This is a genomic window from Parabacteroides sp. 20_3 (genome assembly GCF_964238835.1).
GTDB classification, from domain to species: Bacteria; Bacteroidota; Bacteroidia; order Bacteroidales; family Tannerellaceae; genus Parabacteroides; species Parabacteroides distasonis.
Genome location: NZ_CAXSNO010000003.1, coordinates 477,768 through 496,804, shown reverse-complemented (window position 1 = coordinate 496,804; position 19,037 = coordinate 477,768). Strand labels below are relative to the sequence as shown.

At 45.0% G+C, this 19,037-nt stretch carries 12 protein-coding genes and 3 pseudogenes; 4 read left to right on the top strand and 11 right to left on the bottom strand.

Features of this window, described 5'->3' with window-relative positions; translation table 11 throughout:
- Positions 1-3 precede the first annotated feature (3 nt).
- Complete coding sequence (locus tag ACESPU_RS08810; protein WP_158532909.1) at positions 4-2,376, bottom strand: lamin tail domain-containing protein; 2,373 nt, start codon at positions 2,374-2,376, stop codon at positions 4-6.
- Positions 2,377-2,530: 154 nt separating this feature from the next.
- Here ACESPU_RS08810 and ACESPU_RS08805 point away from each other — a divergent pair, with 154 nt between their 5' ends.
- Positions 2,531-3,541, top strand: a complete 1,011-nt coding sequence (locus tag ACESPU_RS08805; RefSeq protein ID WP_005859941.1) for an aspartate-semialdehyde dehydrogenase — start codon at positions 2,531-2,533, stop codon at positions 3,539-3,541.
- 95 nt (positions 3,542-3,636) lie between these two features.
- Here the strand turns inward: ACESPU_RS08805 and ACESPU_RS08800 are convergent, their stop codons facing one another.
- Positions 3,637-4,857, bottom strand: coding sequence for a DcaP family trimeric outer membrane transporter (locus ACESPU_RS08800; protein WP_034530824.1), 1,221 nt, complete (start codon positions 4,855-4,857; stop codon positions 3,637-3,639).
- Positions 4,858-4,879: 22 nt separating this feature from the next.
- Positions 4,880-6,109, bottom strand: coding sequence for a DcaP family trimeric outer membrane transporter (locus ACESPU_RS08795; protein WP_005859945.1), 1,230 nt, complete (start codon positions 6,107-6,109; stop codon positions 4,880-4,882).
- A gap of 159 nt (positions 6,110-6,268) precedes the next feature.
- Here ACESPU_RS08795 and ACESPU_RS08790 point away from each other — a divergent pair, with 159 nt between their 5' ends.
- Complete coding sequence (locus ACESPU_RS08790) at positions 6,269-7,630, top strand: TrpB-like pyridoxal phosphate-dependent enzyme (RefSeq protein ID WP_005859947.1); 1,362 nt, start codon at positions 6,269-6,271, stop codon at positions 7,628-7,630.
- A gap of 77 nt (positions 7,631-7,707) precedes the next feature.
- On the opposite strand, the gene ACESPU_RS08785 is transcribed toward ACESPU_RS08790, so the two are convergent.
- Positions 7,708-8,118 (bottom strand): DUF3836 domain-containing protein, encoded by a 411-nt coding sequence (locus ACESPU_RS08785; protein WP_005863376.1) that lies wholly within the window; start codon positions 8,116-8,118, stop codon positions 7,708-7,710.
- Between the two features lie 332 nt (positions 8,119-8,450).
- On the opposite strand from ACESPU_RS08785, the gene ACESPU_RS08780 reads away from it, so the two are divergent.
- Positions 8,451-9,650, top strand: a complete 1,200-nt coding sequence (locus ACESPU_RS08780) for an LruC domain-containing protein (RefSeq protein ID WP_121961181.1) — start codon at positions 8,451-8,453, stop codon at positions 9,648-9,650.
- 21 nt (positions 9,651-9,671) lie between these two features.
- The gene (locus ACESPU_RS08775; protein WP_005863380.1) at positions 9,672-10,820 is read left to right on the top strand and encodes a BPL-N domain-containing protein; all 1,149 of its coding nucleotides are present in this window, start codon (positions 9,672-9,674) and stop codon (positions 10,818-10,820) included.
- Positions 10,821-10,831: 11 nt separating this feature from the next.
- Here ACESPU_RS08775 and ACESPU_RS08770 read toward each other — a convergent pair whose 3' ends face one another.
- From ACESPU_RS08770 to ACESPU_RS08740, 7 genes and pseudogenes are all read right to left on the bottom strand, one after another.
- A complete protein-coding gene (locus tag ACESPU_RS08770) occupies positions 10,832-11,503 on the bottom strand; it encodes a DUF2461 domain-containing protein (RefSeq protein ID WP_158532910.1) in 672 nt (223 codons plus the stop codon).
- 37 nt (positions 11,504-11,540) lie between these two features.
- Positions 11,541-13,745, bottom strand: coding sequence for a patatin-like phospholipase family protein (locus ACESPU_RS08765; RefSeq protein WP_057328440.1), 2,205 nt, complete (start codon positions 13,743-13,745; stop codon positions 11,541-11,543).
- A gap of 445 nt (positions 13,746-14,190) precedes the next feature.
- Positions 14,191-15,348: a 6-bladed beta-propeller gene (locus ACESPU_RS08760; protein WP_057326100.1), complete on the bottom strand. Its 1,158-nt coding sequence runs from the start codon at positions 15,346-15,348 to the stop codon at positions 14,191-14,193.
- Between the two features lie 31 nt (positions 15,349-15,379).
- A complete protein-coding gene (locus ACESPU_RS08755; RefSeq protein ID WP_158532912.1) occupies positions 15,380-17,242 on the bottom strand; it encodes a tetratricopeptide repeat protein in 1,863 nt (620 codons plus the stop codon).
- 56 nt (positions 17,243-17,298) lie between these two features.
- Positions 17,299-17,523 (bottom strand): annotated as a pseudogene (locus ACESPU_RS08750) (energy transducer TonB); the annotation flags it as partial.
- A gap of 126 nt (positions 17,524-17,649) precedes the next feature.
- Positions 17,650-17,862 (bottom strand): annotated as a pseudogene (locus tag ACESPU_RS08745) (energy transducer TonB); the annotation flags it as partial.
- 93 nt (positions 17,863-17,955) lie between these two features.
- A pseudogene (locus ACESPU_RS08740) lies at positions 17,956-18,669 on the bottom strand (M56 family metallopeptidase); the annotation flags it as partial.
- Positions 18,670-19,037 lie beyond the last annotated feature (368 nt).

Sequence of the window (19,037 nt, the reverse complement as noted above, 5' to 3'; positions counted from 1 at the left end):
ATTCTATTTCACTAGGAAAACTTCTTTATAACGTTCAATTTTTCCTTGAGGATGAACGAGTTCCGCATAGAAAATATAGACTCCTGTTCTCACCTTGGAACCATTCACCGCAAGGCCGTTCCAAGCCAATTCACCTTCTATCCCTAATAAGTCATGATTTACCACCTCACTGATACGCCTTCCGGAGATATCAAATATCCAGGCCCTACAGGTATAGCCGGATTCATCAAGATGGTAGGAGATCGTATATTCCTTCGTTGCCTCAGAATAAACGGGAGACTCTATGCCCGTGACCTCGCCTTCATCTTGCTTTCCATATTGGGAATTCCGATAGCCGGGCGTACCGTATCCCGCCGTGGCCGAAGCCGAAGTCCAATTCATCTCATCCTGCGTATCGCTATCAGGATTAATCCGCTCCAAGGCAATCCCCTTCTCATTTTTCACGGATGGGGCATGCCATTTAGAGGAATAACGAATCTCATCGATCATAACCTCATCTTCCGTACGAAACAGGACTAGCGTAGCGGAGGTATTTGCCAAGACCGGAAGTTTTAATTCATGCAAAGCATCCGGCGAAGATATCAGATAAAAATCGCTCACTCCTTCTATACTTTTAGTCAGCAACGCATAATCTTGTGGTTCTACCAGAGAGACTATAGAAGATAAAGGATAATGCGTACTCAATGTACCATCGGATTTGCGGGTAGCAACAGACAGTCCAGCCAAAGACAATGTCCGGTCCGAACGATTATAAAGCTCGATATACTCACTCCCTTCCGGGTAAGGATTCGGCAACAACTCATTAAAAACGATCTCATTGGGTAAGACTATAATGTCCGTGGGGATACCCGGTTTATGGGGAGTGTCCGGACGATCCGGATCTTCTGGTTCATCGTCAGGAGAAGAGTTTGCGGAACCCGGCGTGCCTCCTCGCTCATCCGTTGATAAATAAAAACCGATTTCAGAACGTTCCCAAGCGATACCGGCTTTCGCTTTCTCATAGGCAATCCGGTCGATCTCCTTACCGGAAGGATCTAATAACGCAAGCTCCTTCCCCGTGTTCGCCAAAGACGCCGGGAATTTATCCAAGGGTATATCTTGTCCCGAATCGTCAATATGTATATCCCTACCGGACCGATAAAGCACGATATATCCATCCGCATCCAAAAGCAAAGCTGTTAATACCGTAGGCTTACTACCATATAAGAATGACCAACCATTTAACTCTATAGCCTTATCCGTCGTATTATAAAGTTCCACATACTCCGTTTCCGGAAAAGCCTTTTGTCCTTTCGGATCAGCCATCACCTCATTAATACGGATACTACCGGCGGGGAAAGAAGGAGTATCCGGCACTTCTGGTTCCTCCGGAGCGTCGGGCTCTTCTTCATATTCTAACCGAATCTCGGTAGAACTCTCCGGAATCTTATTTCCCTCAAGATCCATTAACCCCGAGCACAACAAATCATAACCCATACCAACCTTCAACTCCTTATCAAAGCTGATATTCACATGGATCCGCATATCATCCGCATAGGTCATACGAGAGGCATTACCGATACCCGATATAGAGAATATCGCCTCACGGATATCCACCGGAAGATTATATTGTAATTGGAAAACAGACTCGGTGATCGGTTGGATAGCAAGAAGCCGCGGAAGAACCAACGGCTCATCGGGCTCATTGGGTTCTTCTGGCTCTTCGGGAGTATCCGGCTTCTCTGGTTCGATCGATATATTATCGGATATAATGATGTAGTTACACGCAAAATCATTTACTCGAGTTTTAGAATAGCGGCATTCAAAACGTAGTTGTCCCCCTTTACATGAAGAAGAAACTTCAGACTCACAACTCCCTATCAAGACAAACCTACCCTTCTCTAGCACATATAAGTTCCATATCTTATGATTTTCTAAAGTAAGTTTCACTTTCAAATCCACGGCTCCCAACAAGACATCGAGCGCTTTCTCTATTAAGATCTTTGGATTCTTCTCCGTTGCGGTATATTTCCGAAAAGTTATCGTTTTCTTATTACTGCCGATTTGGACATAATAATCGTTTTTTAATCCAAGCATCCTCTGATCATCTAAATAAACATGTAGCCGGATATGGTTTTGATCGCTTGGTTTGAAATCCATCCGAATCTCAAATTCCCATTCCATTGTAGCGGAATAAACGAGAGGAGTTTCTATGGAAACACTTTTCCGGGTAGGATCCGCACGTGAGACCAGCCATCCGGTCTCAATCACAAAGCAATCTAAATCACCCGTCCAAGGGTTATCCGATGTAATCTCCGGTCCATTAAACGGTTCTTTTAACTGGGGATAAGCGCAAAGCGGAAGTAAAAACGCAAGAATTAATAATAATTGTTTCATAGCTATATCGTTTTAGTTATAAATTTCTCTATCTTTGCACCCTAATAAGTTACAACTGTAAATAATAGGGCGCAAAAGGCAAAAATATGAAAGCCCTTTACAGACAGCAAAGTTATAACTATTTTACATTATTCAAATTAAATCAGTGCTCAAAATGAAAGTAGCAATTGTTGGTGTAAGTGGAGCCGTAGGACAGGAGTTCCTGCGTGTACTCGACCAGAGAAACTTCCCGATGGATGAGCTGGTACTTTTTGGCTCATCTCGTAGTGCCGGACGTGTTTATACCTTCCGTGGTAAACAGTATACCGTTAAGGAACTGAAGCATAACGACGACTTTAAGGGAATCGATGTTGCTTTTGTTTCAGCCGGAGGTGGTACTTCCAAGGAATTTGAGAAGACGATCACGAAACATGGTACGGTGATGATCGATAACTCCAGCGCGTTCCGTATGGACGAGGATGTTCCATTGGTCGTACCGGAAGTAAACCCGGAGGATGCCTTGAATCGTCCTCGTGGCGTGATCGCTAACCCGAATTGTACCACGATCCAGATGGTTGTAGCGTTGAAGGCGATCGAGAACTTATCTCATATCAAGCGTGTTCACGTATCTACTTATCAAGCTGCCAGTGGAGCGGGCGCTACCGCTATGGCTGAGTTGGTAAAACAATATGAGCAATTATTAAAGGGCGAGGAGCCTACAGTAGAGAAATTCGCTTATCAATTGGCATATAACGTAATCCCTCACGTAGACGTATTCACGGAAAATGGCTATACGAAAGAGGAGATGAAGATGTATAACGAGACCCGTAAGATCATGCACTCGGATATCGAGGTGAGCGCTACTTGTGTTCGCGTACCGGTTATGCGCGCGCATAGCGAATCTACTTGGGTAGAGACAGAGCGTCCGATCAGCGTGGAAGAGGCTCGCAAGGCTTTCGCCGAGGCTGAGGGTGTGGTATTGCAGGATGAACCGGCAAACAAGGATTATCCGATGCCGTTGTTCGTAGCGGATCACGATCCGGTTTACGTAGGCCGTATCCGTAAGGATATCAGCAACCCGAATGGTTTGACATTCTGGACCGTGAGCGACCAGATCAAGAAAGGCGCCGCTTTGAACGCCGTACAAATCGCCGAGTACTTGCTAAAGGTGGGTAATATCAAATAACAGACAACTTTGTAAATTCTATATACGTGGAAGCGGGATCAAGAGAATACTCTTATCCCGCTTTTTTATGCTTAGCGTAATTCCTTCATGCCTTCTCAAAACGTATAAATCAATACGCCCAATACCCGATGGTTGGTTATCGAATGTGTGTCATGAATCCGTCCGCCATCTTGCAAATCCACATTGCCATACCATGCGATGGAAGGGCTATATTCAACACCTAATTTCCAGTGCGGAAGATTATACGAAAGCTGCAGGTTGGTCGTAAATACCTGATCTACGTCCAGACCTACGCCATAGGTTTTGCCTACCAGTGCCTCGTTCGCTCCCAAGTTCTTCAAATAGCCTAAGAACAAACCCGGTTTCCATTTCTTTCCGTACACGATATTCAGCCAAGAAGTAGAGAAAAGATACGGTGAATATTCCTGTTCGCCGGTACGTGGGTCGATAGAGGTGACGCCGTAACCACCCAACATACAAGTCTGCGTCAAGTTAGAAGCCAGCAATGTTTTCGCCATCACCAACCAATTCGCATCCTGATATTTCACGTGCGCCTCGCCGGATACGGAAGTAACCCGCTCGCTGACTTTATAAATCTTGCCATCCACCTCGTTCTGCGTTCTCGGCACTAACGACAAGATTTCCATACCGGCTCCTACCTGCCAACCGGGTTTCTTATAATCCACCCCGAGATAGACTTCCGGTACGCAACTATTCTTGATATATTCCTCACTCTTTCCATTCGGGCCGGCCGATAGATATTGCAACTGCCATAGAACCGACCCGGTCAATTGCCATCCATTGTCCGTATAACGATAACGAATTTGCGGGCTGCGGTTAAAGGGCTGGAACGGGGCGCCGGTAGAAAGATTCAACATCTGTGGAAAGACCTCGCCAAATAGCGGATGCCACGTCTGTCCGATCAAGACAGCGGACTTGCCCCAATCCAGATTCACATAGGCATGACGGATACGAAGCACCGCCCAATTGCTACCCGAACCCCGGAAATCGGCCTCCAGTTTCAAGGAAGTCTTGGCCGAACCAACCTTCGGTCCTTGTACATCGATTCCCAAACGGGAGTAAAGCAGGTAAAAACTACCGTTCGGACTAGCGTTCAAGTCCTTGCCATCCGCATCCAACGCCACGTCCTTCGGATATAGGTGGAACAAACCATCCACGATCTCGGCGTTCGCACGGGAATTATAGAACAAGTCTCCACGTACCTGTCCGTAAAATTTGTAAGAGAAGTTTTTCTTTTGCGCCTGTACGCATACCGCCATACATAGGCCGATCAAAAGAAGCAAGTTGCGTTTCATTTCCATTCCGGTCAATCTATCTTTAAAAATAATACATCATCAAACCTAATATACGATGATTCGTTATCGCATGTGTTTGCTCGATACGTCCGCTCTCTAAGTCGGTCGTGCCATAATAAGCTGTCGCCGGACAATACTCGAAACCGAACTTCCAATGCGGTAAATTATACGATACGTTTAAGCTGACGGTTATTAATTGATCGATATCCAATCCCATACCATAGACCTTATCCGCTGAGACCAAGGACTTCCCGGTTCCCAAATTCTTCGTATATCCGACGAAAACTCCCGGTCTCCATTTCGTTCCGTAGGCGAAATTCACCCATGTCGTAGAATGGCGAAAAGGCGTATATCCCTGCTCGCCCGTACGGGAGTCCACCGAGCTCACCCCGTAACCGCCCAATAAAGCGGTATGATCCAAGGCTGAGGCCATCAAGGTTTTCGCCGCAAAGGTATAGTTTCTTCCGCTATACTTCAAATGTGCCTCGTAAGAGAATGCGGTCATTCGCTCGTTCACCTTAAAAGTTTGCTCCTTCCATTCCGTGGAAGTACGGGGTTTCAAGGAGATCATATGAGCGCCGAGCCCCATCAACCAACCATCCGCAGGGGTAAAATCCGCCCCCACGAACATCTCCGGAATGCAGCTATTCTTAATATAATCCTCGCTCATGCCTTTCGGTCCGCTGGAAAGGTATTGTAATTGCCACAACACGGAAGCCGTCAATTGTACCCGGCTATTCGCCTTATACTGGTAACGGATCTGAGGGCTACGGTTGAAAGGCTGGAACGGCGCTCCGGTGGAAAGATTCAAGACATCCGGCATCACGGCGCCAAACAAGGGATGCCACGTGATCCCTACTAATACCGCCGATTTTCCCCAATCCAAGTTTACGTATGCCTGCCGGATACGTAACATCGTATTACTACCGGAAAAACCGCCAAAGTCCGTCTCTATCTTAGCGGAGGAACGAGCCTTGCCGATATCGGGACCCGTCACGTCCAAGCCCAAGCGGGAAGTGAACGTATAGAAACTGCCATTCGGCGTGGCGTTCAAATCCTTGCCATCCGCATCAAAACTCTTATCCAAAGGATAGAGATAAAAGTTCCCATCGATCGGAGCCATATTAGCCCGGGAATTGTAGAAAAGATCTCCACGGACGAAGCCGTAGAATTTGTAAGTGAAGTTTTTTCTTTGCGCTGTCGTAGAAAATAAGGCTAGCATCCCCACGAGCAACAGGGTAATCCGTCTCATTATAATTCAGTTTGTTATTTTTCTTACCTTATAAGCCGCGAATGTATATATTTTTATGGATTCAATTTGAAGAAACGAAATATTATTTGTTCCTTTGCTTCCAAGTTGTAAGCCTTAAAGGTCAAATTAGATTAATATTGTAAACACCAGATAAAGAAAATGAGTACTAAAAAGTTTTTGCTAGAAGAAAAAGATATACCTACGGCATGGTATAATATCGTAGCGGATATGAAGAACAAACCGCTGCCGATCTTAAATCCACAAACTAAACAGCCCTTAAAGGAGGAAGATTTATATCCTCTATTCTCGAAAGGCGTCTCTCATCAAGAAATGAACACGACAGACACATGGATCGAGATCCCCGATGAAGTACGCGAGCTTTATAAGGTATGGCGACCGACTCCGTTGGTTCGTGCCACTGGATTGGAAAAAGCGCTGGATACGCCCGCCCATATCTATTTCAAGAACGAGAGTGTAAGCCCGATCGGTTCACATAAGTTGAATTCGGCCTTGGCTCAGGCTTATTATTGTAAACAAGAGGGTACGACAAATATCACGACCGAGACAGGCGCTGGACAATGGGGTGCCGCTCTTTCTTACGCGGCAAAAGCTTTCGGCTTGGAACTTGCCGTTTATATGGTAAAGGTTAGTTACCACCAGAAGCCCTACCGTCGTTCGATCATGCAGACTTTCGGAGCACAAGTTGTTGCCTCCCCAAGTATGAGTACGAAAGCCGGACGCAAGATCTTGACAGACCATCCTAATTATCAAGGTAGCCTAGGTACCGCTATCTCCGAGGCGGTAGAGTTGGCCATGCAGACACCGAACTGTAAATATACATTAGGTAGCGTATTAAACCACGTTATGCTGCATCAGACCGTTATCGGACTGGAAGCTGAGAAACAAATGGAAATGGCTGGCGAGTACCCTGATGTCGTTATCGGTTGTTTCGGGGGTGGTTCCAACTTCTCCGGTATCACATTCCCATTCCTGCGCCATAAACTAACGGAAGGTAAGGATATCCGGGTTATAGCAGCGGAACCGGCATCTTGCCCGAAACTTACAAGAGGGCAATTCCAATATGACTTCGGAGATGAGGCTGGCTATACCCCGCTAATCCCGATGTTTACGTTGGGACATAATTTCTCTCCAGCGAATATCCATGCGGGAGGTTTGCGTTATCATGGCGCCGGCTCCATCGTCAGCCAGTTGATGAAAGACGAATTGATGAGCGCCGTGGATATCAAGCAATTGGATACCTTCAAGGCCGCTACTTTATTCGCGCAAGCGGAAGGAATCATACCGGCCCCGGAATCATCCCACGCTATCGCCGCGGCTATCCATGAGGCAGAGCAAGCCAAGATCGAAGGTAAACCTCGTACGATCTTGTTCAACTTATCGGGCCACGGCTTGATCGATATGGCCGCTTACGACCAATATCTATCCGGTGATCTAACAAACTATGAGGTAACGGATGAGGAAGTAGCTAACAATTTGAAAGATTTGGAGAAAATCATCTGATAAAAACAAGAAAAGGGGCGATACCAAATCGCCCCTTTCCCTTATTTGTCTATGAAAGTCTTAATTTAAAGTATGTATTATGAGAAAATTTCTTCGTAATTAGTACTCGGGATAATCATGTTCTGGACATTTAAGCTAAAGTTTTTCTTCTTCTTATCCCACATACCGTAATTTGTCTTTATCTCTCCACTTCGATCATCATATTGATAAGTGATCTGATAGAATGGAACCCATTCGTCGTTTGTCCGATCCCAACGAAACGCTTTCTTCTCGGAAACCTTGCCGTTCTCGTTGTACTGGAACTCATATCTTACCTGTTTGTTCAACAGTCCGTTTTCCTGTAAGAATACCACTTTAGAGATAATCTTACCATTCTCCTCTTTTGTATCATATAGATAATCTTTAGGAGACGCTGCGCTTATCGCTAAACTACACATGAAAGTAAAAACTAGCGCAAGAATACTTTTACCCCAAACTGATGTCTTCATACTATTTTAATTTATAAGGTTACTATCATTTTGTACCGCGAAGTAAGGAAGTTTCCCGACAATCACCAAAAGCAAAGTGACAAATCGTTAGCAATATCACAATATTTAACACATTCAAGACCTTCATTCCCTTCGATTCCCCCATGTTTACTGACATATTGTAAACCAAATCGTAAGTTCCCCCGATTTTTAAATATCTATTATTTACCACCAGCCGGATGTAACTTTCAAAAGAAAACTTTAGACACCGCTTTTTTAATAAATTAAAAATCTATTGATTAATAAATATATTCTTACCTTTGCAAAGGCAGAATGCAAATTGATTTCTTGACATGCGACAAATAATGAAACTATTTATCACATCCTTTCTTTTTATCCTATTCTCAGGATGTACAAAGGATGTATATGATCCTTCCGATAAAATTCCGGGAGAAGGTACTAATCCATTCTCAAAGGTAACAATTTCCTCTAATTTCGATTGGTCGATGATACAAATATCCCACCTTACCGTACAATCTTTCGACCCCTATGATGGCACCTATAATTATCTGGTAGAAGTATTTGATAAAAGTCCGGAAGATCAAGATGCGAATCTTCTCGCTACCGGGGTTTGCTCAAAGAAAACGCTTTTCGATAAGAAAATTATCTATCCAAAGGGAGAGTCGGATCAAGTTTACATACAATTGACGACCCCTACCGGATATCAAGTTACCGCTCCTGTCACCTTAACACCGGGTAATGATAATGTCTGTGCTTTCGATTCGTTAGCCGTATCGCAGGAAACAACCGCTACTCCGGTTAGCCGTACCCCGACCCGAAGCGTGTCTTCCACCTATACATTTATAATAGAAGACTCTTTCCCTAATTATGGAGATTATGATTTTAATGATGCCGTGATAAAAGTCCAGATGAAAACTTCCATGAAAGACGATTATGTACAATTCGCCAATATAAAACTGACTTTCCGTGCATTAGGTGGAACTAAGCGGGCCGGAGCTTTCATCCATCTCCCCTGCATAAAGTCCAAAGACATCCAAAAAGCCGAGTTAAATGGCTGGACCACGACTCCAGAATCGGAAACCGAGACTCCGGTTTATGCCCTATCGGATGATATACATGGATTATTCTCTTTTCATGAAATGATTAATACAGATAATGACCTTCCATATAGGGGAAAGCAAGAACGTTTGATCACCTTTTCGTTCGCAGCCGGTGCCTTAAAAGATTTGACCATTGATGACATCGATCTTTTCACGACCGTATTAAAGCGGGAAGGAGAGGTCTTACGCACGGAAATCCACCAACGTAATTATAGCTATACCCCCAAAGGGGTCAGATACCGTTATTACTCAAATGATAATTGCATATGGGCCTTAATGATACCGGATGATTTCAAATACCCTGTGGAACATGCTTTTATTGGTGATGCCTATCCGGATCTATTGAAATGGGTAAGTGGAGATAGCAAACATGTACAATGGTATAAAAGTAAGAATACGGTTGATAAGTGGATTTATACCCGAGAACAATAACAACCTAAAATCCTCCGTAAAATGAAAACGACCGCCATCTTATTTCTTGCCTATCTGGCTTTATGCGTTCAGTGCTCAGTGCCGGAAAACAAGAGCACGAAAAAAGAGATTAGTACTCAGCCGATAAAGGTGGGTGTATTCGATGGGCATGGAGGAGCACAGACCTGTATTTGGGAAACTGTCGCCGCTATCCGGCTAGACCCGGAAATGGAGGTATGTACCATTACTACAGCAGATATAGCTAATAATGTGCTCGATTCGATCGACGCTATTATTATCCCGGGAGGAAGTGGCAAAAGTCAGTACTTAAACCTAGGGACCTTAAATCAACAACGTATCAAGGACTTCATCGCTAAAGGTAAAGGGGCTGTCGGGATCTGTGCCGGAGCCTATCTATTCTCGAATACTCCTGATTACACCTGTATACAGCTAAATGGACAGCAAGCGATCGACATCGAGCATGACAACCGAGGGCATGGATTAGCGAAATTCACCTTATGCGAGGAGGGTAAGAAGATATTCCCCGAATTAGCCGACCGCGATACGAGTTTCGTCATTTACTATGAGGGACCGGTATTTATAAACAATCCGGCTGATACGATCCAAAGCAACACGCTTGCCATCATGGAAAGCGATGTGCATGAGGAAGGAAACGCCCCGGCTAATATGACAAACGGTAAGCCATTCTTCGTAGCCAATAACTACGGGAAAGGGCGTGTTTTTAGTTCCATCGCCCACCCCGAAGGTACTCCCGGCATGATGTGGATGATCCCCCGGATGGTACGTTGGACCTTGAATAAGCCTTTTATCCCTTATCAATCCTCCGCCGTACGTCCAGACCTGTTCAATCATGAATCATTAATGGCTACCGATGATTTAAAGCAGGAAGAAAAAGCCTTTCAAATCCTTTTAAGCGGAGAAAGCGAGCAAAAGGTTGCCGCCTTGGATTGGCTGGAAGCACATCATTCATGGGACGCCAAACGATGGGTACAAGGATTGCTTTATGACGCTTCACCCGCCGTCCGTATCCGGGCAGCCCGATATATAGCGGATACCCATTACTTACCTTTCTTACCCAACTTACAGGCGGCTTACCGGACAGAAACCGATAAGGCGACCCAAGAAGAGTTAAAGACGCAGCTGGAGAAACTAACAGCCCTACTTCCTTAGGCTAGGGAGATTTAAACTCTCCCTAGATATTCATCTACCGTATAGTTTAAGAAACGATTGAATGGTAATAACAATTTAAAGTCATCCACCGCCTTATCCATCCAATCCGTAGCGTAAAAGAAATTATCCGGCTTATAAGACACCACGCTGAAATCCTTATGCTTCATGATATAACCATAAGGGGAATCCATTGGATAGCCGGCAGGCATGCGTTTCAGCATCTCCCCCTCTAACACCGGGAATGTTTTCTTAAATGTAGGTTCCTCGATAATAGCCGTAAATTCCTCGATATGATCGTATATATCCTGACGAAGTTTCTTTAATAGCGCAGGTGGCGGGCACCATACACCTCCGGAAAGCAAGCAACCTCCCGGCTCCAGATGGATATAATAACCACCCCGTTCGCTGGCACGACCACCTAGGGAGATGTAAGCGGCGAAATGACATTTATAAGGAGTCTTATCCGGAGAGAAACGGATATCCCGGTATATCCGGAACAAACAATCTTTCGCCTCCAACCCGGCTACCTCGGGATCGAATAAGGAGATACGACCTATTAAATCTTGTACCTCATCGATAAACCCCTTACGTAGCGCATCGTAACGATTTTTATTGTCTTGGAACCATTCCCGATTGTTATGGCTCCTCAACTCTGTCAAGAACTCTATGATCTGTTCATTCATAACTTTCTATTTTTAATCCTTACAAATGTAAGAAATATTAGAAACTGTAACCCAGATTCAGATAAAATTGCAGGTTATTATTCCGGTTCGACAAGCCGAAGTTCGTATTCATCGGACCGAACATACTATTATAGGCATAACCGATGCTGCCTCCCCATACACTTTCTCCCTTGAGCAGGTCGAAGAAATTATCCTCATGGATCGCATAGTTGGCTATCAATGAGATATAGTGCCGCTGCCCGATACGCTGACGTAAGTTCAAACGGACGATCGCCACGGAATTATCGAATATCTCCATCCGATTGATCCCCGCGAACGGTAACTGCTGGGGAAGGTACCTTTCCGGCATATCGCCTCCCACCACATTCAAAAAGGGATAAGCCGGATCTTTCCCGATCAACACGCGACCATCGATAGACGGCAACAGACTCAAATGGGAAGTCAGCGGCAATACTGAAAGGAAACTGAGTTTCAAAGCGGAGAAGAAGGTATGTCCCTTATAAGTCACGAAGTTATCCGTATAAATGGAATAATCCGCTTGCAGAGAAACGCCTTTACTCGGGAAGTAACGGCGGTCCAAGGTTTCCAGATGGGCCTGAGCGAAGTAACTGATAAAGCCTTCCGGTTTTACTTGATACTTTTGGTTTTCCGCCGTATAAAGGAATGAGTTATAATCGAAATACTCATAACGGGCTCCTAGCTTCAACTTGAAATTCAGCCAGTTCATGTCCGAATATCCGAGTTCCACGAAATGGTGGCGATACGTCGTATTTACGATTTTATCCCCCCGGTTATAGACGTCGAGATCATGGTACGTGAACATGTAAGACAGATTGATGTTACGCAAGGGATTACGCTCTATCGCATAGTCCACTCGCCCATACATACGTTTCCCGATCCTTCCCGTTACGGAGAACTTCGAATGGTAACGAGCCCGATTGTCAAAAGTAGCGTTCAGCAACAGGGCGACGATATCCTCACTATTAAAATTCAAGCCCACATTAATCGCACTATTTGATTTTTCCTGTACCGTAAGCACCAAATCCTCCTGCCTCTCGCCGACCAATTTATAGCTTACATTCGAGTAAAGGTTTGTACCGATCACGATAGACATGGCTTCCTGCAATTTCTTCACGGTAAGCAAGCTGTTCTCTTTCAAGCCGCTGATTTGCGTCAACCATTTCTCATCACGAGGATCTATACCTTCAAACAAGACACGCCGGATATGAAACGTATCGGTAGGGGCTACCGGATAGGAATGTACTAATCTCTTTCGGTGCATATCCGAACTATCGGATAAACCAATCTTCTTCTTTAAGGCAAGAATCTCATCCCATTGCTTGCGGGCGACTTGCTCACCCCGGTCAATCAAGGTATCCAGGGCCGTCTCCCCAAAACTAGCGGAATTATAAGGGTCTGTATTCGGGCGGAACAACAGATCGGTCTGTTCCTTATTCGGTCCGTATTTCTCATAACCATGCAAGGCGATGATCTGCCCTACGATATCCCAAGGGGTATTTATCCGCTCCAACTGTTTCAAGTCGCTAGTACCCAGATCTACGCCAATAATGATATCCGCCCCCATATCCCGTGCGACATCCGCCGGATAGTTATTCTTGATCCCACCATCTACCAACACCATGCTATCCAAACGTACCGGCGCGAACACGGCAGGAATCGCCATACTGGCACGCATTGCCAACGGAAGACTTCCACGATGGAAAACATATTCTTGCCCGTCCACCACATTCAACGCCACACAAGCGAAAGGTATATTCAATTGATTAAAATCTACGGAATCATGATAACCGATCGTTAAATCAGAGAAAAGGTTCTGGAGATTTTGACCTTTTATCATCCCTTGGATCGTTATCTCTTTTTTACTCCGGCCAAAAGGAAGGGAAAAGACATATCGCTCGGAATTCTCTTTCTCCGGAAAAGTAAGGTTACTACGTTTCACACGGTCACTTAGCAACATGCTCCAATCCTGCCAACGTACCATGCTATCGATCTCAGCGGCAGTATAGCCAACGGAATACAAGCCACCAACGATAGCTCCCATACTGGTTCCGGCAATATAATCAATCGGGATGCCGGCCTCCTCCAATACCTTCAACACCCCGATATGAGCGACACCTTTCGCCCCACCGCCTCCCAGCACCAAGCCAACCTTTTTCCGCTCAGCCATCACAGAAGGCACCAACATCAACCCAACCAACCACAATAAAAGGAACTTCCTCATCTAGATATTCTTTCCGGCAAATGTAGCTGGTTTACTCGAAAACGCAAACGGATTCATCTAGAATAAAACGTATGTTTACCTATATATAAAGTTTATCGCTATCTCATCTATTCTATAAACCATGCCGTGAACTGTATAAACCAAGGCGTGGTCTGCACATTCCACGGCGTGGTTTATACAGTTCACGGCGCTGATTTAAGAATAAATACTTATTCGCTATGGAATGTATAGGTTATCGGAGAACTATTTCAACAGGAGAGGAACATTTTATTTCCGGAACATAAGTGGGCAATAGATAGTATTTGATACAGTCTCCCTAGAATTAATAGGCATTTCTCTCTAAAATCGATTTACGTATTATGAATCAGGTATGTACGTGTTTATCAAAAAATAATATAGCCATCAACTTACTTTTTTCCAGCAAGGTAGCAGCCGGAGCAATATATTACTTTTTCTTTTTCAGCAACATGACCACAGGATTCGACTCTTCATCCAAGTTTGCGGCGATCTCCTTCAACTTTCCTTTTAGCTGGCCTTTCTCGTAAGCCTCAACTAAGTCCGGGGCATCTAGAGTTTGGCAGATAGCTATTTCGGGGTTTCTTGGCTCTGATGTTAGAGAGACTTCTTCCTTATTGATGAAATCATCATTGTATAGAATATAGCTGAATAAGGCATTTTCTTGTTTATCATACACCAGATCTTCACCAAGGAAACCTTTAAACGTCGTAAAGTCAACCTCTTTTCTCATGGTTCTCATGAAACAGTAGCGATCGGTGATGACGGTTGGAAAAAGAAATACTTTAGTATCCATGGAGGATATGGAAGGGCTTCTTACGATAAAAGGACTCAGATTACCATCCGGCAAGTAATGGAATATGGTATCAGACGATGTATTGACAAGTATCCATTTATCCCGATCCGGAAACGTAAGATAAAATTCCGGCGTAATGATAAACTCCCCTTCTGTTACAACCGGAGTCTCAGTCCCCTTAGAGGGAATTTGGATCTCATGAATGATACGGCCATCTTGCTTGGAAATAATCAAATGACACTCCCGCTTGCCTTTTTCCGATGGATAACTCTTATAGCAAATCAAATGATCACGATCATAATTAAATATATAATTATAATAACTGGTATCCGTGAACTTAAAACTCCTTTTATAGTTTCCTAATAAGTCATAGACACCTATTTTTCTCGCTGGATTATCCTTGACGAATATCTCATCGTTATCCTCATCCAAGACAAGCCCTGTAAGCTGCGTGTATTCCTCACCGCTTTGCCCTAAACGGTTTATCTTCCTTAGTCCCTTTCCGTTTCTATCGAAAACAAGAATATCCCCATCACTGCCCCGATTCGTCACCAGCATGATATCCTTTCCGATCGCTTTCACGGCACCTTTAGTTATAAAATCATCCGTGGTTTCCAACGCGATGTATTCCACGTCCATAAGGTCTTGAAGTATCAGTTCCTTTTCCGGATAATCGGCCATGACATCAACCCTAATAAGGTTATCGACAGAGGAAGCGGACCGATTGCCACATCCCATACATCCGACTAAAGCGAGCAGCATAGCCACTGCGTTCGTAGTTAATTTTCTCATTTTCATGATGTTTAAAGTCTTTCGTTCGATGTCATTTCTTGCTCTTTAGCGCTTTCTCTTTGTTCATCATCCGTATCATCTCTTTTACCTCATCGGATGTCTCTGGCAGTTGTTGGATCAGAGATTGGAGTTCATCTATAGAAAGCTGGCTTTTCCGGTTATCTGGAGCCAGCATGGTTTGCTCCGTGATACCCCGTTTGGACATATCCGAATTTAATGACTCCAAGAAAGGCCGGGTAAAAGTCAGGTCACTCAGATCCGACTCGTTTTTCAACAGTTCCTTTGCGTAAGTCACTTGAGCGAATACACCTCTCTGTAGCTCCTCCGCATTCTTGAATCCGGAGATATCCGGATGGCTATATAGGTTCGCGATCTCACGAAGCAATTCTACACGAGTACCCTTCACCTTCCACGCCCGATAAAGCAGACGGGCCGCCTCCTCTATCTTACCCGAGCTTCTGGCGCTCATGGCACGAATCTCCATGACCATCTCCGATTCCTCCGGCAATTGATTGATCAAGTTACGCAAATCCACGATAGAAATCTTGCTCTTTTTTCCATCCGGGTCTATCATAGTCTCCTCCGCCACATTACGGAAGAACATATCCTCATAGAAGGATTGCAGAAGCGCCCGGCTAAACACCATCGTCCTCTCGTCCGCTTTTTTCTTTAAACTCTCATTCATATAAAGTACCAAGATAAAAAGCCCTCGCTGGCGATCCTCCTCGCTCTGGAATTTAGACACGTCAATCTCACTATACATATGCGAGATCGCCGCCAGGAAATCCAGTCGTTCCGGATTCTTCTTCCATGCCTCATAGTAGAGACGGGACGCTTCCTTGTATCTCCCATCCTTTTGGTAAGTCTCCGCACGGAAGGCCAATAATTGATTTACCAAGAAACGATTGGGTTCCAATCCCTTTTCCGCCCGGTCAAATAAGTCGTAAGCCCGCTTCCGGTCATACGTCTTACCCAAGGCGGAACCCAATAAGAGGCATACCTCGACCGAGGTCGTATCCTGCTCATATGCCATATCCAAAATATCTACCGAGGGCATATACAGACCGGCATAATACTTCGAGGCTCCCCCATATTTCAAGGTAAGGTAGGTGGAATCACCATCAGCCAACAAACTGGAATAGACAGAATCCGCCTGAACAAATTGTTTCACGATATATAGCCCCAATCCTTTACTACGCAATAATTGACGATTCCCGGGATTATAAAACAAGGCGGTATCGCAAATCGCTATTCCTTCCGATATATAATCCGGGCTACTAGCCCCCATCCGATACAATGAATTCACTAACGCAACCGCCAACCCCGCATTCTCACGATTCAAGTTATACGCCTGAAAATAAGCGGTCGTAGCAGAAGGATATTGTTCCATTCGAGTATAGCAATCGCCAATCGCACGGTATAAGACAGTATTATCCTCATTCTGAGCTTGCAATTTCTCATAGGCATCAACTGCTTTCTCATACTCCCCCAATTGGAAATACAGACGTGCCAACTGATAATTAGCGTAGAAGTTCGAGCTATCGGCGGATAATACCTGATGAAAATATCGCTCGGCATCCTCCGCACGGCCTAAGTTCGTCGCCGTCCGAGCCAAGATGTTTAAGATATCCAAGTTCGTCATATCCATAGAAAAGCAAAGACGGTAATAGTCATAAGCCTTCTGATACCGAAGCATACCCTCATAAGCCTGCCCGATAGCGTTCATAATCTCATAATTCGAAGAATCAGCTAGTGTAAGGCTATCAGCATGAGCGATCACAGCCGCATATTGCTTACGGTTCACCAAGTCTTGCCAATTAAACTCTTGAGCATTTCCGGGAAAAATAAGGCAACAAAGTAACAGAACTGTAACTAAATTACATTTCGCATTCATATCTGTATATTTTTAAGATTACTGATTAAGCGACCAACATAGCCTCTATTCTTATTTCACTGTAACCGGAAAGTAATAGGCACCGTATATAAGACGCGGACCGCCTTTCCGTCCTGACGACCGGGAGTCCACCGGGGCATCATTCCGATGACTCGCAAAGCTTCCGCATCCAAGGAGGGATCTATCCCCCGTATGATTTTAGGTTCCACGATATTTCCTTTCTTATCTACCACAAACGAACAGATCACACGACCTTGCACTCCCGCTTCCTGCGCATCCGTCGGATACTTTATGCTTTGAGCGATAAACTTTAATAATTCACGATCCCCTCCGGGATATTGCGGCATCACGTCCACTACCGTCAAAGTCTCTTCCTTCATTTCTTCTACCGGACTTTTCAAACGGAACGTAATCGGGACCGTATATTTCACGGCGACCGCCTTTCCACGTTGCATTCCCGGATTCCAGCGAGGCATAGTGTTTATTACCCTTACGGCCTCCTCATTCAATAAAGGAGTCACTCCCCGAAGCACCTCCGGATTATTGACAGAACCATCACGCCCGACGATAAACGAGCAGATTACACGCCCTTGCTCCCCGTTATCCTGGCTCTCTTTCGGATACTTTATATTCGTGGCTATGTATTTCAACAACTCCGCATCCCCACCCGGAAAACTAGGCATCTTCTCTACCACGGTAAATACTTGCTCGTTCATCTCACGGGATTTGGAAGATAAGGACAAATGGGTATTATTTGTCATATCAGCAGCCAAGACCTCTTGGGACTCCCTTCCTTGATAGCTGCATCGCAAAATCGCATTCGCAGGGACCTCCAAAGAGAAAGCCCCTTTCCTATCCGTGATAGTCCCCTCTTTACCGCCCTTCACCACAACTGATGCCCCGATCAAAGGCTGCCCAGTCTCATCAACCAGAATGCCCGTAGCCGTCACCACAGCGTTCGAGACCGTAGCCTCATTCGCCAGACGGACAGTCAAACGGGCTACCGCCTCGATATTACTTAACAGCATCAAGATCCCTACCAATGGAATAAATATCAGATATTTCGTACGTACGATACCCGGGCTCCGCTTCTTGTTCATCATCATAATCCGGTTCTTCAGATGCAGCACATTGAAACTATTATACAAAGTAGTAACGGACTGATGATGAGCCAATCCCAATAAATGGTATTGATAGCTCTTACTATCGTAACCAGACTGGATCACCGTGTTATCCGCCAGATACTCCAGATTATGCCTAACCTCACGCTTCAATAACCATACAAAAGGATTAAACCAGCAAGCCATACACATCATCTCGCTCAAGATCACGTCAATCGAGTGCCATTGGGATACGTGCGTACATTCATGTGTCAATATCTCATCCGTTTCCTTATCCGAATGACTCTCCGGATGCAAGAAGACCATACGGAAAAAGGAGAATGGCCCGGCGGCCTTCCGCAACGCATAAACCGGAGTTTCATGAATAACAACACGCTCACTGGTATGAGCCAACCATAAGATACTGCTTAATTGCACGAGAAAACGTCCGCATAAGAACGCTACGATCCCCCAATAAATAAACCCCAAAGATCCCAACAACCATCCATACCAATCCACGGACGCCGCGGCATCCGCTTTCGCCGTCGCCTCAGGCAACATAGCGGAATACATATAAATCACGTCCGCTATAGGCTCTTGTTGCCTTACCCAATCTTGGATGTTCAGCAAAGGATAAAACAGAGCCAAGCCAAAGAACGCCAGCAAGATCGCACGACGTAGCTTGAAGAACGTGT

Coding starts and splice junctions, on each gene's coding strand:
- ACESPU_RS08755 (WP_158532912.1), bottom strand. CDS start 17,242: ATGAATGCGAAATGTAATTTAGTTACAGTTCTGTTACTTTGTTGCCTT.
- ACESPU_RS08775 (WP_005863380.1), top strand. CDS start 9,672: ATGAAAACGACCGCCATCTTATTTCTTGCCTATCTGGCTTTATGCGTT.
- ACESPU_RS08790 (WP_005859947.1), top strand. CDS start 6,269: ATGAGTACTAAAAAGTTTTTGCTAGAAGAAAAAGATATACCTACGGCA.
- ACESPU_RS08800 (WP_034530824.1), bottom strand. CDS start 4,857: ATGAAACGCAACTTGCTTCTTTTGATCGGCCTATGTATGGCGGTATGC.
- ACESPU_RS08795 (WP_005859945.1), bottom strand. CDS start 6,109: ATGAGACGGATTACCCTGTTGCTCGTGGGGATGCTAGCCTTATTTTCT.
- ACESPU_RS08805 (WP_005859941.1), top strand. CDS start 2,531: ATGAAAGTAGCAATTGTTGGTGTAAGTGGAGCCGTAGGACAGGAGTTC.
- ACESPU_RS08785 (WP_005863376.1), bottom strand. CDS start 8,118: ATGAAGACATCAGTTTGGGGTAAAAGTATTCTTGCGCTAGTTTTTACT.
- ACESPU_RS08765 (WP_057328440.1), bottom strand. CDS start 13,745: ATGAGGAAGTTCCTTTTATTGTGGTTGGTTGGGTTGATGTTGGTGCCT.
- ACESPU_RS08760 (WP_057326100.1), bottom strand. CDS start 15,348: ATGAGAAAATTAACTACGAACGCAGTGGCTATGCTGCTCGCTTTAGTC.
- ACESPU_RS08810 (WP_158532909.1), bottom strand. CDS start 2,376: ATGAAACAATTATTATTAATTCTTGCGTTTTTACTTCCGCTTTGCGCT.
- ACESPU_RS08770 (WP_158532910.1), bottom strand. CDS start 11,503: ATGAATGAACAGATCATAGAGTTCTTGACAGAGTTGAGGAGCCATAAC.
- ACESPU_RS08780 (WP_121961181.1), top strand. CDS start 8,451: ATGCGACAAATAATGAAACTATTTATCACATCCTTTCTTTTTATCCTA.